13 protein-coding genes are annotated in these 13,888 nt (G+C 66.9%); 5 read left to right on the forward strand and 8 right to left on the reverse strand.

Annotation, left to right across the window (positions count from 1 at the left end; all coding sequences use genetic code 11):
• The first annotated feature begins 16 nt into the window (after positions 1 to 16).
• Entirely contained in the window at positions 17 to 1,420 is a 1,404-nt protein-coding gene (locus ACQPYH_RS27065; RefSeq protein WP_432876674.1) for an MFS transporter, read from the forward strand.
• A 6-nt stretch (positions 1,421 to 1,426) separates the two neighbouring features.
• Here the strand turns inward: ACQPYH_RS27065 and ACQPYH_RS27070 are convergent, their stop codons facing one another.
• From ACQPYH_RS27070 to ACQPYH_RS27080, 3 genes are all read right to left on the reverse strand, one after another.
• Positions 1,427 to 2,344: a GNAT family N-acetyltransferase gene (locus tag ACQPYH_RS27070; RefSeq protein WP_432876676.1), complete on the reverse strand. Its 918-nt coding sequence runs from the start codon at positions 2,342 to 2,344 to the stop codon at positions 1,427 to 1,429.
• A gap of 162 nt (positions 2,345 to 2,506) precedes the next feature.
• Complete coding sequence (locus tag ACQPYH_RS27075) at positions 2,507 to 3,322, reverse strand: alpha/beta fold hydrolase (RefSeq protein ID WP_432876678.1); 816 nt, start codon at positions 3,320 to 3,322, stop codon at positions 2,507 to 2,509.
• A complete protein-coding gene (locus ACQPYH_RS27080; RefSeq protein ID WP_432876680.1) occupies positions 3,319 to 4,254 on the reverse strand; it encodes a patatin-like phospholipase family protein in 936 nt (311 codons plus the stop codon). Before ACQPYH_RS27080 ends, ACQPYH_RS27075 begins: the two co-directional genes overlap by 4 nt.
• Before the next feature lie 71 nt (positions 4,255 to 4,325).
• On the opposite strand from ACQPYH_RS27080, the gene ACQPYH_RS27085 reads away from it, so the two are divergent.
• Entirely contained in the window at positions 4,326 to 4,712 is a 387-nt protein-coding gene (locus ACQPYH_RS27085; RefSeq protein WP_432876682.1) for a DUF1398 family protein, read from the forward strand.
• Here ACQPYH_RS27085 and araA read toward each other — a convergent pair.
• From araA to ACQPYH_RS27110, 5 genes are read right to left on the reverse strand one after another with little or no spacing between them, the layout of a single operon-like run.
• On the reverse strand, positions 4,690 to 6,201 hold the full coding sequence (gene araA, locus ACQPYH_RS27090; RefSeq protein WP_432876684.1) for an L-arabinose isomerase: 1,512 nt from the start codon (positions 6,199 to 6,201) through the stop codon (positions 4,690 to 4,692). The genes ACQPYH_RS27085 and araA overlap by 23 nt on opposite strands.
• A 16-nt stretch (positions 6,202 to 6,217) precedes the next feature.
• Positions 6,218 to 6,895, reverse strand: a complete 678-nt coding sequence (locus tag ACQPYH_RS27095) for an L-ribulose-5-phosphate 4-epimerase (protein ID WP_432876686.1) — start codon at positions 6,893 to 6,895, stop codon at positions 6,218 to 6,220.
• The gene (gene araB / locus ACQPYH_RS27100) at positions 6,895 to 8,556 is read right to left on the reverse strand and encodes a ribulokinase (protein WP_432876688.1); all 1,662 of its coding nucleotides are present in this window, start codon (positions 8,554 to 8,556) and stop codon (positions 6,895 to 6,897) included. The genes ACQPYH_RS27095 and araB overlap by 1 nt, the downstream gene beginning before the upstream one ends.
• 51 nt (positions 8,557 to 8,607) lie before the next feature.
• Positions 8,608 to 9,633, reverse strand: coding sequence for a LacI family DNA-binding transcriptional regulator (locus ACQPYH_RS27105; RefSeq protein WP_432876690.1), 1,026 nt, complete (start codon positions 9,631 to 9,633; stop codon positions 8,608 to 8,610).
• Positions 9,634 to 9,655: 22 nt separating this feature from the next.
• Positions 9,656 to 10,687, reverse strand: coding sequence for a LacI family DNA-binding transcriptional regulator (locus ACQPYH_RS27110; protein ID WP_432876692.1), 1,032 nt, complete (start codon positions 10,685 to 10,687; stop codon positions 9,656 to 9,658).
• A gap of 159 nt (positions 10,688 to 10,846) precedes the next feature.
• Here ACQPYH_RS27110 and ACQPYH_RS27115 point away from each other — a divergent pair, with 159 nt between their 5' ends.
• The 3 genes from ACQPYH_RS27115 to ACQPYH_RS27125 are packed head-to-tail and all read left to right on the forward strand — an operon-like array spanning position 10,847 to position 13,887.
• Positions 10,847 to 12,148 (forward strand): ABC transporter substrate-binding protein, encoded by a 1,302-nt coding sequence (locus ACQPYH_RS27115; protein WP_432876694.1) that lies wholly within the window; start codon positions 10,847 to 10,849, stop codon positions 12,146 to 12,148.
• 12 nt (positions 12,149 to 12,160) lie between these two features.
• Positions 12,161 to 13,069, forward strand: coding sequence for a carbohydrate ABC transporter permease (locus ACQPYH_RS27120; RefSeq protein ID WP_432876696.1), 909 nt, complete (start codon positions 12,161 to 12,163; stop codon positions 13,067 to 13,069).
• 2 nt (positions 13,070 to 13,071) lie between these two features.
• Positions 13,072 to 13,887, forward strand: a complete 816-nt coding sequence (locus tag ACQPYH_RS27125) for a carbohydrate ABC transporter permease (protein ID WP_432876698.1) — start codon at positions 13,072 to 13,074, stop codon at positions 13,885 to 13,887.
• Position 13,888: the final 1 nt, after the last annotated feature.

Genomic DNA, 13,888 nt, shown 5'->3' on the forward strand with positions numbered 1-13,888 from the left:
TGTAGTCTGTTCATCGATGGAACCGTCGAGTTCACCCTCAGTCGTCACCGAGCCTTCCGCGGATGAGCCACTGGCCCACCGGCGGCTCGTCTTCGGCATCGTCGCGATCGCCCTGCTGATGGCATCGATCGATCAGACCATAGTGGCGACGGCGCTGAATGCAATCCGCAGCGACCTGAATGCCGAGTTGACCTGGAGCGGCTGGACGATCACCGTCTACGCGCTCGGCCAGATCATCGTGATGCCGCTGGCCGGCCGGCTCGGCGACCAGTTCGGGCGGAAGAAGATCTTCCTCGGCGCGGCGGCGCTGTTCACGGTCGCCTCGCTGTGCTGCAGTCTCGCGGACAACATCTACCTGCTGGTGATCTTCCGCGCGTTCCAGGCGATCGGCGGCGGCGCGTTCATGCCGACCGCGACCGGCATCGTCGCCGAACAGTTCGGCCGCGACCGGGACCGGGCGATCGGGATGTTCACCTCGATCTTCCCGATCGGCGGCATCATCGGCCCGATCATCGGCGGCATCATCGTCACGTACTGGTCCTGGCGCGAGATCTTCGTGGTGAACATCCCGATCGGCCTGTTGCTGATCGTCCTGGGCCTGCGGTTCATCCCGAGCAGCCCGCCGAAGGCCGCCTCGCGGATCGACGGGACCGGCGCGGCGCTGCTGGCGCTGACGATGCTGTTCGGTATGTACGGGATCAGTTCGCTCGGCAGCGCCGGCGCGGAGCCCACCGATCCACTGTTCATCGTGTCGATGGTGATTGCGCTGGCACTCGGCTTCCTGTTCGTCCGGCACGCGAACCGGCACGCGGCGCCGTTCATACCGGTCAGCCTCTTACGCGGACGCGGCTTCGGCGCCATGAACACGATCAACTTCCTCTTCGGCGCAGCCATGCTCGGCTTCGGCGCGCTCGTCCCCCTGTACGCCGAATCGCGGTACGGCATCCAGCCGCTCCAGGCCGGAACGTTGCTCACAGCAAGAGCGGTCGGGATGATCTGCGTCGCGGGGCTAGCGGTGTTCGCGCTCCGCCGTACCGGCTATCGAGCTCCGATGGTGGGCGGGTTCGTGCTGGTCGCGGGCGGGATGACGCTGATGTCGGTCGCCCCGCACGGCCTCACGCCGTACGCCTGGCTGGCCATGGCCGCGGGCATCACCGGTATCGGCATGGGCCTGTCCATCCCCGCATCCAACAACGCCAGCCTGCAACTCGCGCCCGACCAGATCTCCGCGATCGCCGGCCTCCGCGGCATGTTCCGTCAGTCCGGCGGCATCGTCGCCGTCTCCATCACCACCACGATCCTCAACCACGCCACCGACGCCGGCACCAGCCAAGCTCACAGCTTCGTTGTCTTCGCCGCCATCCTGCTCCTGATGATCCCCATCACCTTCCTGGTCCCCGACCACCGCGGGACCTGGTAACCCCGACTAGCCGGCGATGGGGAGGGTTCGGCGGTAGCCGTCGTGGATGAGGGTCGGGGTCATGCCGACCGACTCGTAGAGGTGCAGGGCCGGGGTCGGGTTGTTGGTGTCGACGGTCAGGATGGTGCCGGTGCGGCCCGCGGATGCGTCGAGGGCGAAGGCGTCGTGGAGCAGGAACTTCGCCAGACCACGTCCGCGGAAGGACTCGAGCACGCCGAGCATGCCGATGTAGCCACAGTTGTCGCTGTCGGCGAAATCGTCGCCACAGATCCGGATCGCGACCGGCCGCCGGTTGACCTCGAGCAGAGTCAGCTGGGACCAGCCGAAGGTCGACCGCTTGTCGAGTGCCTGGACCCACTCGTCGTGCGGCCGCGGGACGAAGCCGAACTGGCCGCGGAAGCTGTCGATGATGACCTCATGAGCTGCCCACCGAGTGGCCCCGTCGAACGCGCCGCGCCGCAGTACGACATCCGCCGGCAGTCTCGCGGCGGCGACCGGTGCCCTGTGATCGATACGCATCCGGTGGTACGTCGTGCCTGGAGCGAAGTCGTTGTCGGCCAACAGCGCGCCGAGCGAGGCGTCTGCGCGGTACACAAACGAATCCAGCGTGACCTCGGTGTGGCCGCCCTCGCGTGCCATCTCCTCGGCACGGTCCATCGTTTGCTCCAGCAGCCAGGCGGCAACGGCCGGATCCTGCGATGCAACCTCGACCTCGACCACCTGACGATCGCCCTTGCCGAACGCCGTGCCGTACCCGGCCGGTCGCCCGTCCCCGGCCAGCACCAGCCAGCCGTCGGTCCTCCGGTCGAACCCCGGCTCAACCAGCCCGTCGGCAATATCCTCCAGTCTGCAGTCGGCGAACCCGACCATGGCCGTGTTGTACGCCGAGACCAGCTGGAAGATCAGCGCTGCATCATCAGGCACCGGCCGCCGCACTGTGTGGCCGGCCGGCAATTGTGCCAATGAACGATGTTTCAAAGACTTCACGATGCCCCCCTTGGACACTTATCAGATGCGGTCCGCGGGGGCGAAGTTATCGATCTGAGGACATCCGTGACGAAGCATCTGTTTCAATCACTCGCTCTGTCATCTGGCGAAGTCCACGATCAGGCGGGTCAGTTCGGCGGGCTGGTCCTCCGAGATGAAGGTGTAGGAGTCGGGGACGCTGACGAGGTTTGCATTGGGCAACGTCTTGGCCAGGCGTTCGAAGAGTTGGGGTTTGAAGATGCGGTCGTCGGCGGCCTGGACGAGCAGGACCGGCCTGTCGAATTCGGTCAGCGTGTCGGCAGCCGCGAGGGTGTAGCTGTTGGCGACGCTCGCGATGAATCGCTTGGCGTCTCGGCGGATCTCGGCGCTGGCGCGGATCGGCTGCAGGTAGGAGTCGAGGATCGCGGCCGGGATACCGCGCTTGGCCAGCCAGCCGAAGGTGTTGGGCAGCCGGCGTACGGCGTTGTACTGGAGCAGGCGGCTGCCGATCCACATCGAGCCGGGGAGGCGGGCCAGCTTGGGGAGCTTGTCGAACGGGGATGGGAAGAAGTCCTCGAAGGCGTCGCACGGCGTGAGCACCACGCGGCCGATCCGCTCGGGATGGTTGGCCATCAAGATCTGGGTAAGGGCGCCGCCGGTGTCGTTGGCGACGATGGTGACGTCGGTGAGGTCGAGCTCCGTCAGGAAGTCCGCGATCAGCTTCGCGACCCCGGGCGGCGTGAGGTCGGCGTCAGGTGCCATCGGCAACTGGTGTGCACCGAGCGGCCAGTTCGGCGCGATGCAGCGGAAGCCGGCCTTGGCGACCTCAGGCACGACCTTCCGCCAGAGGTTCGCGTTGACCAGCAGGCCGTGGACAAACACGACGGCCGGTCCGGTGCCGGTTTCCGTGTAGGTCACACCAACGGCGGTCTTCACACCGACACCTCAACGCTTCCGGACAACGCATCGAGAGCCGTACGACGTCCTGTCTCGACTGCTGCTTTGAGTGGATCAGGTCGCCGCTCCGTACGTCCGATGCTCACGCTTCCGACCGGCGGGCGGACTTGAATGGTGGCCGGATGCGATGTCAGCAAGCGCTCCTCCTCGGCCCGGATCTCGACCCGGTGCAACCACGGCTCGAGGGCTCCCGGGGCATGGCGAGTGAACCAGCGCGTCATCAATATCCGTTCACCGCGCGATGGCGGCGACTGCTTCTCGTCCAGACGACGCGTGCGGAAGGCAACGATATGCGGGGCGCCTTGCGCAAGCGCCGTACGCACTGGTGTGCCTTCACTCACCCCGGCATCGACGTACGGCGTGCCGTCGATCTCTACCGGCGGACCGGCGAGAAGGGGCATCGCGGCCGAAGCACGAAGGGCTGTCTGCAGGCTTGCCTGGTCGTGGATGTGCGGATGCAGGTCGACCGGCCGACCGGTCATCGCGTCGGTCGCGATCGGATGGATGCCGACCGGGTTGTCGAGGACCTCCTGGAACCCCATCGGCATGATCTCGGTGTAGACCTTCTGCACGAGATAGCTGGTGTCGACCACCGGCTGGCGGCGCAGGATCCGCCTCGGGTTGATGGTCGTGCCCATGATCGTCCGGTCCCACCAGGCATGCTTCGTACTGTCCGCGCGACCACACAGCAGCCAGGCCGCATTCAGCGCTCCGGCGGAGCTGCCGTAGACGGCATCGAACAACGGCAACAGTCCGAGCTGCTCGACCGCGACCGTCATACCGCTGGAGTACGCACCGCGCGAGCTTCCGCCCTCGATCAGCAGCACGAGGCGCGCATCATCCCGGCGACGCCCCGGCATACTCCCCTGCTTCCGGCGATCGCGCAGCAACTGGATCACAGACTCGGTCACCAGTCCTTTATACGGGTCTGGCAAGCCGCGTTCACCTTCAGCTTCGGCTGAGCGTCCTTATAGTGAACGTCATGTTCACGCTCGATCAGATCGACGAGATCCACGACACGCACGGCAAGGCGACAACGCTCCCGGCGTACCTCAATGCTCTGAGGGAGATCGGCGTACAGGAATCCGTGTCGTTCGTGACGGACGGCCATACCGAGCATCGCGGCGCAGACGGGTACGTCGTGTCGACGCCGCCGGCTCACGAGAAGTTCGCCATTGCCGAGGTGAGCGATCGGGCGATGCTCGCCGAAGCCCTCGAGGAGAAGGACTACGTGAAGATGTCCAAGGCTCTCGCCGACAGCGGCATCGAGAAGTGGATCTTCGACACCCGCGCCCTGACGATCGCCTACCTCGACAGGGCCGGCAACAGCCTCCTCGAAGAGGACGTCAGCGGGCGCCAGCCCGGGTGAGTCGGTGGTAGACGTCGTTCCAGTGCAGCTCACGCTGGAACTCGCGCACGGTGGTCGACGCGTCGATGACGGCCAGCTCGACGGAGAGCAGGTCGGCGAAGTCCTCGTACACCTCGCGATCGAGAGCCGTCGTCAGCACGGTGTGGTGGGGTCCGCCCGCCGTCAACCAGGATTCGGCAGACGTTGCCAGCGACGGCTCGGGCTTCCACACCGCACACGCGACCGGCAACTGCGGGAGCGCCTCATCCGGCTCGACGACGTGTACGACGTTCGCCGTCAACCGGAACCGATCGCCCAGATCGGCGATCCCGACCACGACACCTGCTCCGGGATCAGCCGTGAAGCGCAAGCGAACGGGATCTTCGCGACCGCCGATGGACAGCGGATGAATCTCGAGCGACGGGCGCGCCGACGTGAGCGACGGACACACCTCGAGCATGTGCGCGCCGAGGATCTTCTCCTCCCCCGGCACCAGGTGGTACGTGTAGTCCTCCATGAAGGACGTGCCGCCCGGCAGCCCTTCTGCCATCGCCTTGCTCGCGCGCAGCAGCACCGACGTCTTCCAGTCGCCCTCGCCGCCGAATCCGTACCCGTCGGCCATCAACCGCTGCACAGCCAGGCCGGGCAGCTGACGGAGCCCGCCCAGATCCTCGAAGTTCGAGGTGAACGCCCCGAACCCGCCCTCGGTCAGGAACGACCGCAGGCCGAGCTCGATCCGGGCGCCGTACCGCAGGGATTCGTGCCGGTCACCGCCGGGCAGCAACTCGGGCGCGACGGCGTAGGTGTCGGCGTACTCCTGCACCAGCGGGTCGACCTCGCTGTCGGCCACACCGTCGACCGCCGCGACGAGGTCGTTGACGCTGTAGGTGTTGACCGATACGCCGAACCTCAGCTGCGCCTCGACCTTGTCCCCCTCGGTGACGGCGACGTCGCGCATGTTGTCACCGAACCGGGCGAGCTTGAGGGACCGCAGTTCCGCGACGCCGAGCGCCGCGCGGGCCCAGTGCCCGACCCGCTCCTGGACGTCCCGCGACTCGACGTGGCCGGCAAGGGTCTTGCGCGGTACGTGAAGCCGGGACTGGATGTAGCCGAACTCCCGGTCGCCGTGGGCGGCCTGGTTGAGGTTCATGAAGTCCATGTCGATCGTTGCCCACGGCAACGCAACGTTCGCCTGCGTGTGCAGGTGCAGCAACGGCTTGCGGAGCGCGTCGAGTCCGGCGATCCACATCTTCGCGGGCGAGAACGTGTGCATCCAGGCGACCACGCCGACACACTCCGGCGCACTGTTCGCCTCGAGCATCTGGCGGTGGATCGCGCCGGCGTCGAGCAGCACCGGCTTCCAGACGATCTCCACCGGCAGGTTGGCGCCGGCGAGCCGCTTGGCGACGGCCTGCGACTGGTCGGCGACCTGCTCGAGAGTGCCCGGACCGTACAGGCCCTGGCTGCCGGTGAGGAACCAGACCTCTCGCGGCGTGCTGTTCACAGACATGTGGTCCTTCCGGCGATCATCGTTGTCCGTAGACGTTCTGGTAGCGATCGAAGAGGCGGTCGATGTAGGTCTGCTCGATCGGGATCGGCTCACCGAGCTGGCGGGCGAGGTGCACCGTGCGGGCGACGTCCTCGCACATGACCGCCGCCTTGACCGCGGCCTTGGCGGTCGGCCCGATCGTGAACACGCCGTGGTTCTGCATCAGCACCGCGGGCGAGCGCGAGTCGCGCAGCGTGTCGACGATGCCGCGGCCGATCGAGTCGTCGCCGATGATCGCGAACGGTCCGACCGGGATCGGGCCGCCGAACTCGTCGGCGCACATAGTGGTGACGCACGGGATGGCCTCCCCGCGCGCGGCCCAGGCAACGGCGTACGGCGAATGGGTGTGAACCACACCGCCGACGTGCGGCATCTCCCGGTAGACGTACGCCTGCGCCTCGGTGTCCGAGGACGGCGCGTGCTCACCGTCGACAACGCGGCCCTCAAGATCGCAGACGACCATGTTGGCCGGCGTCAGCTCGTCGTACGCGACGCCGCTCGGTTTGATCACCATCAGGTCGTGGCCGGGCACCCGCGCGGAGACATTGCCCGCCGTCCAGACCACCAGCCCGTACGCCGGAAGATGCGCGTGCAGCTGAGCGACCTCGGACCGTAGCCGGGTCAGGGTCTCGGCGACATCCGCGATCACGCTCATCAGGCCTCCAGGGCAGCGCGCCGGATCGACTTGAGCTTGCGCATCAGCTTGCTGTTCCGCCCGAAGTACTCGTGCAGCTCGAGGTACAGATCGAACAGCTGGTCATAGGCTTTGGCCCGCTCCTCGTCGGGGAGGTGGACGCCGCGTCTGACCTTGCCCATGTTCTTGGCGGCGGCCGGTACGTCGGGATAGGCGCCGGCCGCGACGGCGGCGTGGATCGCCGACCCGAGCGCCGGCCCTTGTTCGGAGTCGATGATCGAGAGCGGAAGCCGGGTGACGTCGGCGTAGATCTGCATCAGCAGCGCGTTCTTCGCCAGCCCGCCGGCGATGATCAGCTCCTTCACCGGTACGCCGCTGTCGCCGAAGGTCTCAGTGATCACCCGCGTGCCGAATGCCGTTGCCTCGAGCAACGCTCGGTAGCAGTCCTCGGGACGCGTCGCCAGCGTCTCACCGACGATCAGGCCCGAGAGCTCATGATCGACGAGCACCGACCTGTTGCCGCTATGCCAGTCCAGCGCGACCAGCCCGTGCTCGCCCACGGCCTGCCCGGCGGCGAGCCTGGTGAGGTGTTCGTGCAACGACTCCCCGGCCGCGGCCGCAGCCTCGTGGTAGGACGGCGGTACGGCGTTGTCGACGAACCAGCCGAAGATGTCGCCGACACCGCTCTGGCCGGCCTCGTAGCCCCAGCTTCCCGCGATGATGCCGCCGTCGACGACACCGCACATGCCGGGAACCTCGCGCAGCGCATCAGCGCTCATGACGTGACAGGTCGACGTACCCATGATGGCGACCATCTGCCCAGCCTCGACGGCCTGAGCTGCCGGCGCTGTCACGTGGGCGTCGACGTTCCCGACGGCGACCGCGATACCTGCCGGCAGCCCCGTCCACTCCGACGCCTCGGCAGTCAGCGTGCCGGCCGCGGATCCGAGCTGACCGATCGGGTGCTCCAGCTTGTCGGCGACGAATGTCCCGAAGCCAGGCGCGAGGCCTTCGAGGAAGTCCGCTGACGGGTAGTGGCCGTCCTGCAGGATGCCCTTGTATCCGGCGGTGCACGCGTTGCGGACGTAGCGGCCGCACAGCTGCCAGACGATCCAGTCGGCCGCCTCGACCCAGCGCTCCATCCGGTCGTAGAGCTCGCGGTCCTCCTCGAACAGCTGCAACGCCTTCGCGAACTCCCACTCCGACGAGATCAGCCCGCCGTACCGCGGCAGCCAGCTCTCGCCCCGCTCGCGCGCCAGCTCGTTGATGCGATCGGCCTGCGGCTGGGCGGCGTGGTGCTTCCAGAGCTTGATGTAGGAGTGCGGACGGTCCGCGAGTCCGTCGACCTCGTTCAGCGGCGTGCCGTCGGCCAGGCAGGGCACCATCGTGCACGCGGTGAAGTCGGTGGCGATGCCGATCACGTGCGTCGGGTCGATCCCGGCTGCGGCGACGGCTTCGGGTACGGCGGTCCGCAGTACCTCGCGGTAGTCGTCGGGAACCTGTAGCGCCCACTCTGGCGGCAGCCGCCGGCCGGTCGCAGGCAGCTGTTCGTCGATCACGGCGTGCGCGTACTCGTGCACGCCGGCACCGAGCTCGGCCCCGTCGGAGACGCGGACGACAACGGCGCGACCGGACAGCGTCCCGAAGTCCACTCCGATAACGAACTGTTCGGCAGGGCTCATGAGATGAAATTGTGAGCGTTAACATTCTGCGCTGTCAAGGCTGGCAGAGCGCTAACTGAGCCGCGGTGCGGCCGTCGAGTCGCGGACGACCAGACCCGGACGGATCAGCTGGGTGGCGGGAGCGAGATCCCCCTCCAGCGCCCGCAGGGTCAGCTCCACCGCGCGGCGGCCGAGCAGCGAGAACTCCTGGTCGACCGTCGTCAGAGCCGGCCAGAGGTACGGCGCCTCGGGCATGTTGTCGAATCCGACGACGCTGATCTCGCCCGGCACGTCGCGACCCTTCGCGTGCAGAGCGGACATGAGCCCGATCGCCATACTGTCGTTGGCCGCGAAGACGGCCGTCACGTCCGGTTCCTCAGCGATCCGCAGACCTGCTTCGTACCCGCTCTTCGGCGACCAGTCGCCGGCGAGCTCCGGCCCGGGCAGGACACGACGCTCCTCGTGCGCACGCTGCCAGCCCGCACGACGCTGACCCGCCTCGACCCATTCCTGTGGCCCGGCGACATGGGCGACGTGATGGTGACCGAGATCAAGCAAATGCTCCACCGCCAGCCGGGCACCTGCCTCTTGGTCGATCCCTACCGCCATCGGCTGTCCTGCGCTCACGCCTTGAACGACGACGATGGGGACGCCCGCATCGAGCGATCTGACCTGCTCGAGCGCCTCCCGATGCGCAACGGCCACGACGATCGCTTCGACCGCCTCGTCGAGCAGGCGACCGACAGCCTCCCGGAGCGACTGCGACGAGAAGTCCTCGACTGCGACAAGTGAGACGTCGTACCCCGCCTTGTGGCCGGCGTCCTGAACCGACACGGCGATCATGCCCGGCCCGTGCAGAACGAGGTGCGCCGAGATCATCCCGATGCGACGCGACCTGTTCGTCACCAGTAGCCGAGCCGCGTTGTTGCGCCGGTAGCCGAGCTCTGCGATCGCCGCCTCCACGCGGGCGCGGGTGTCGGCGCGAACCAGGTCCGATCCGTTCAGCACGCGGGACACGGTCTGATGCGAGACGCCGGCCGCGGCCGCCACATCGGTCATGCTCGGAGCTCGTCCGACGCCCTCGCTCGCTCTCGCCATGCAGAGATAGTAAGGATCCGGCTCAGCTTCGAGGCACTGTTGAGCCGCGGATCACCAGCCGTGGCGCCTGATGATGTACGCCGTCTCCGAGCGCGTCTCCGTCCAGTGCGGCGAAGACACGTTGGGCAGCCGCACGGCCGAGCAGCTCCAGATTGGGGTCGATGCTCGTCAGCTCCGGGCGGGAGTGCTCGACCATCGGCTCCCAGTTGTCGAAGCCGATCACCGCCACGTCATCCGGTACGACGCGGCCCCGGTCCCGTACGGCGTCCAGCGCGCCGCGGGCGATCTGGTCGGATCCGCAGACGATCGCATCGATGTCGGGATGACGGTCCAGCAGGACCGCGCTCGCGTCCCGTCCCCATCGCTCGGACCAGTCGGCGTACATGCTGTCGCCGACCAGCTTCAGGCCGGCGGCGTCGAGGCCCTCCCCCACGCCCACCCCACGGTCGAGCGCGGCGGCGTACCCAGGATCTCCTGATACGTGGGCGATCTTGCGCCGGCCGCAGGCGACCAGATGCTCGACAGCGATCCGGCCGGCAGCGACGTTGTCGGGGACGAGGGACAGGTCGCCGGGATCGTCGGATGGCGCGTAGACGTAGACGACCGGGACCGGGATGTCGTGCCCGAGTGTGGATCGCGGATCCGTCCGGCTGCCGACGACGATCAGGCCGTCGACGCGACGGCTGAGCAGAGCCTGCAGATGGTGCTGTTCGCGGATCGTGTCCTCACGGGCGTCGCACAGGAAGACGCTGACCCGGCCGGCCCCGAAGGCATCCTCGGCGCCCATCAGGATCGGGATCACGAAGCGTCCCTGCAGGTCGCTGGTCAGCAAACCGACGGTGCCCGTCCGGCCGGCGAGCAGCCCCTGCGCCATCCGGTTCGGGACGAACGAGAGTTGCTCGGCGGCAGCCTCAACCCGGGCCCGGGTGCGGGCCGCCACCTGGCTACGACCGTTGAGCGCCTTCGAAGCGGTCGCGACAGAAACGCCCGCCAGCCGCGCAACGTCGCTGAGGGTGACCACCCTCGTGTCGCCGTTCCGGCCCGTGCCCACCATGCGCCCTCTTCTCATCGGTCCCGAGATCTTGACCCCCACTCGACCCACCCTTACCTTACCGTCAAACAGAAAACCTTTTCGGTCTGTTTCGGGGTGTGGCGCTTTCTGCGCGACGTGGTGGGAGAAAGCGTTTTCAGTGAACAAGCAGAGGAGTGGGAAATGATCGCGTTCCAGCGCGGCAGCCGGCTGCGGGCCCTGTTGACGATCGGTGTGAGTACTGCGGTGCTGGCGCTGGCCGCGTGCGGTGGGGGTGGGAGTAGCCCGGAGTCAGCGGTGAGCGTCGGGGCCGAAGGCACCGACGACGGAAGCACCCTGACTCTGTGGACCCGAGCCCCCCTCGAGAAGCAGGCGAAACTCCTGGTGGCGGCGTACAACAAGAGCCACAAGAACCAGGTGGCGCTCACCGTGGTGCCGAACGACGACTACGTCGCCAAGGTGGGTGCCGCGGCCGGCTCGAGCGGCCTGCCGGACCTCTTCGCCGCCGACATCGTCTACGTGCCCAACTGGGTCAAGCAGGGGCTCTTCCGCGACATCAGTTCGAATGTCGACCAACTGAGCTTCAAGGACCAGATCAACCAGGGCCACATGAAGGCCGGGACGATGGACGGCAAGAAGTACGTGCTTCCGTTCGTGCTCGACCTGTCGATGCTGTTCTGGAACAAGGCCCTCTTCAAAGAGGCCGGGCTCGACCCGGAGAAGGCGCCGGCCACTCTCGAGGAGTACGCCGCCGACGCCAAGAAGATCCAGGCCCTCGGCAAGAAGGACGTGTACGGCACGGCCACCGGCCTCAACTGCGGCGGCTGCCTGGTGTTCACGTGGTTCCCGAGCGTCTGGGCCGCGGGCGATCAGGTGATGAACGCCGAAGGGAACCAGGCCAACTTCACCAACGACACCAGCAAGAAGATCTTCCAGACCTGGCGTGATCTCTGGACTTCAGGCGCCGTACTGCCCTCGTCGAAGGACGAGACCGGCGCGACCTGGACCGCAGGGTTCACCGAGGGCAAGGTCGGGCTGATGTTCTACCCGGCGACGCTGCTCTCGTCGACCACCAAGTTCGACGCCGGCGTCGCCGGTATTCCCGGACCTGGCGGCGGTTCGTCCACCTTCGTCGGCGGTGACGGTATCGGCGTCTCGAAGGACTCCAAGAAGGCCGCCCAGGCGTGGAACTTCCTCAACTGGATGATGAGCGAGGACGCCCAGGTCGAGGTCCTTGCCAAGGACAACGACGTCGTCTCGCGGACCGACCTGGCCAACAACAAGTACGCCGCGAAGGATCCGCGGCTCGTCACCATCAACCAGGTCGCCGGCAAGGGTCAGACCCCGGTCGCGCTGAACTTCCAGCAGGCCTACAACGCCGCCAACAGCCCCTGGCTCACCTTGGTCCGTAACCAGGTCTTCGGCGATGCCGGCAAGTTGGAACCCGACAACCAGCAGATCACCACCGTCCTGTCGTCGCAGTGAGGTTCGCTGCCGATGACTTTGTTCGTGACCACAGGCCGCGCCCGGCGGCTGACGAAGACGGTGTCTTCTTCGTCGAGTCGCCGGCGCGCCGTCAAGGGCTGGCTCTACGCCGCCCCGACCACGATCTTCGTCGTGGTGCTGTTCCTGATCCCGTTGTTCCTGGTCGTCCGGATGTCGGTCTCCCGATGGCCGCTGCTCAGCGGAAACCAGGGATTCAACGCTCCGGACAATTACACGAAGGTCATCCACAACCGGTTCTTCGCCGACTCGATCGTCTTCACGCTGAAGTACACCGTGCTGGCCACCGTGCTGCTGATCGGGCTCGGCCTCGGGCTGGCCCTGCTCGTGCAGGAATCCAGTCGCTGGAAGAACTTGCTCCGGGCATCCTTCCTGGTTCCCAGCGCCCTGGGCCTGGCCTCCGCGTCCTTGCTGTTCTACGTGCTGTACTCGCCCCTCGCCGGCCCGCTGCGCGGCCTCGGTGTGTCCTTCCTCGGTACGCCGAACGCCGCGCTCTTCTCGACCACGTTCCTGATCGTTTGGCGATTCGCGGGCTTCTACATGTTGCTGATGCTCGTCGGCCTGCAGGGCATTCCGGGTGACGTGTACGAAGCCGCGCGGGTCGACGGCGCGTCCCGGTGGCAGGTCTTCCGCCGGATCACTCTCCCGCTGCTCCGTCCGACGCTCGCGCTGACCACGATCCTGTGCGTCACCGGGTCGCTGCTGGCCTTCGAGCAGTTCTACATCCTCACGAAGGGCGGGCCGGACAACAGCACGATCACCGTGGTGCAACTGATCTACATCGTGGCCTTCCAAGGACAGAACGACCTCGGCGTCGCCGCCGCGCTCTCCGTGATCGTCCTGGTCGCGCTCGTGCTGATCAACGTCCTGCAACTCCGCGCCTTCCGAACCGACGAGAGGTGAGCATGAGGTTCGTACTGCGAACGCCGTACTGGATCTTCACCGGTGGGTTGGCGATCATCTTCCTCTTCCCGCTGGTGTGGACGGCCGTGTCGTCGGTGTCGCCGCACGCCGGCACGAGTCAGGCATCCGGCTGGGGCTTCGGCAACTACGCGACGCTGTCGTCGTACCAGGCGGGGATCTGGCGGTACCTGGCGAACTCGACGTTCGTCTCGCTGACCACTGTCGTGCTCACGCTGCTGATCTCGCTGCTTGGCGGGTACGCCTTCGCCAGGTTCTCGTTCCCGGGCAAGAACTTGCTGTTCCTGACCACGCTCGCGATCCTGATGGTGCCGTACGCGACGCTGCTGATCCCGCTCTACGTGCTACTCAACCAGCTCGGCCTGCAGAACTCGCTGCTCGGGGTCGCACTGGTCCTCACGATGTTCCAGTTGCCCTTCGCAACCTTCATGATGCGGATCTCGTTCGAGGCGATCCCGCGGGAGTTCGACGAGGCCGCCATGGTCGACGGCTGCTCGACCTGGACGGCGCTGTGGCGGGTCCTCCTGCCCGCGGTGAAGCCCGGGCTGATCACCGTCGGGCTGTTCGCCTTCCTCGCCGCGTGGAACGACTTCATGGCGCCGCTGATCCTGATCAACGACTCGAACAAGCTGACCCTGCCGCTGGCCGTGTCCAACCTGCGGGTCCAGGTCCAGGGCGTCGTCGACTACGGGGCCACCGAGGCGGGCGTCGTCGTACTGGCGCTGCCGTGCCTCGTGCTTTTCCTTCTCCTTCAACGCCACTACGTCCGCGGATTCATGTCGGGCGCATTCAAGGGATGAC

The sequence above is a fragment of the Kribbella sp. CA-245084 genome, from assembly GCF_050942355.1.
Classification (GTDB): Bacteria; Actinomycetota; Actinomycetes; order Propionibacteriales; family Kribbellaceae; genus Kribbella.

Bases quoted from the DNA above. Each gene is read 5' to 3' on its own strand.
- ACQPYH_RS27065 (WP_432876674.1), top strand. From the start codon at position 17: ATGGAACCGTCGAGTTCACCCTCAGTCGTCACCGAGCCTTCCGCGGAT.
- ACQPYH_RS27085 (WP_432876682.1), top strand. From the start codon at position 4,326: ATGTTCACGCTCGATCAGATCGACGAGATCCACGACACGCACGGCAAG.
- araA (WP_432876684.1), bottom strand. From the start codon at position 6,201: ATGTCTGTGAACAGCACGCCGCGAGAGGTCTGGTTCCTCACCGGCAGC.
- ACQPYH_RS27095 (WP_432876686.1), bottom strand. From the start codon at position 6,895: ATGAGCGTGATCGCGGATGTCGCCGAGACCCTGACCCGGCTACGGTCC.
- araB (WP_432876688.1), bottom strand. From the start codon at position 8,556: ATGAGCCCTGCCGAACAGTTCGTTATCGGAGTGGACTTCGGGACGCTG.
- ACQPYH_RS27105 (WP_432876690.1), bottom strand. From the start codon at position 9,633: ATGGCGAGAGCGAGCGAGGGCGTCGGACGAGCTCCGAGCATGACCGAT.
- ACQPYH_RS27110 (WP_432876692.1), bottom strand. From the start codon at position 10,687: ATGGTGGGCACGGGCCGGAACGGCGACACGAGGGTGGTCACCCTCAGC.
- ACQPYH_RS27115 (WP_432876694.1), top strand. From the start codon at position 10,847: ATGATCGCGTTCCAGCGCGGCAGCCGGCTGCGGGCCCTGTTGACGATC.
- ACQPYH_RS27120 (WP_432876696.1), top strand. From the start codon at position 12,161: ATGACTTTGTTCGTGACCACAGGCCGCGCCCGGCGGCTGACGAAGACG.
- ACQPYH_RS27125 (WP_432876698.1), top strand. From the start codon at position 13,072: ATGAGGTTCGTACTGCGAACGCCGTACTGGATCTTCACCGGTGGGTTG.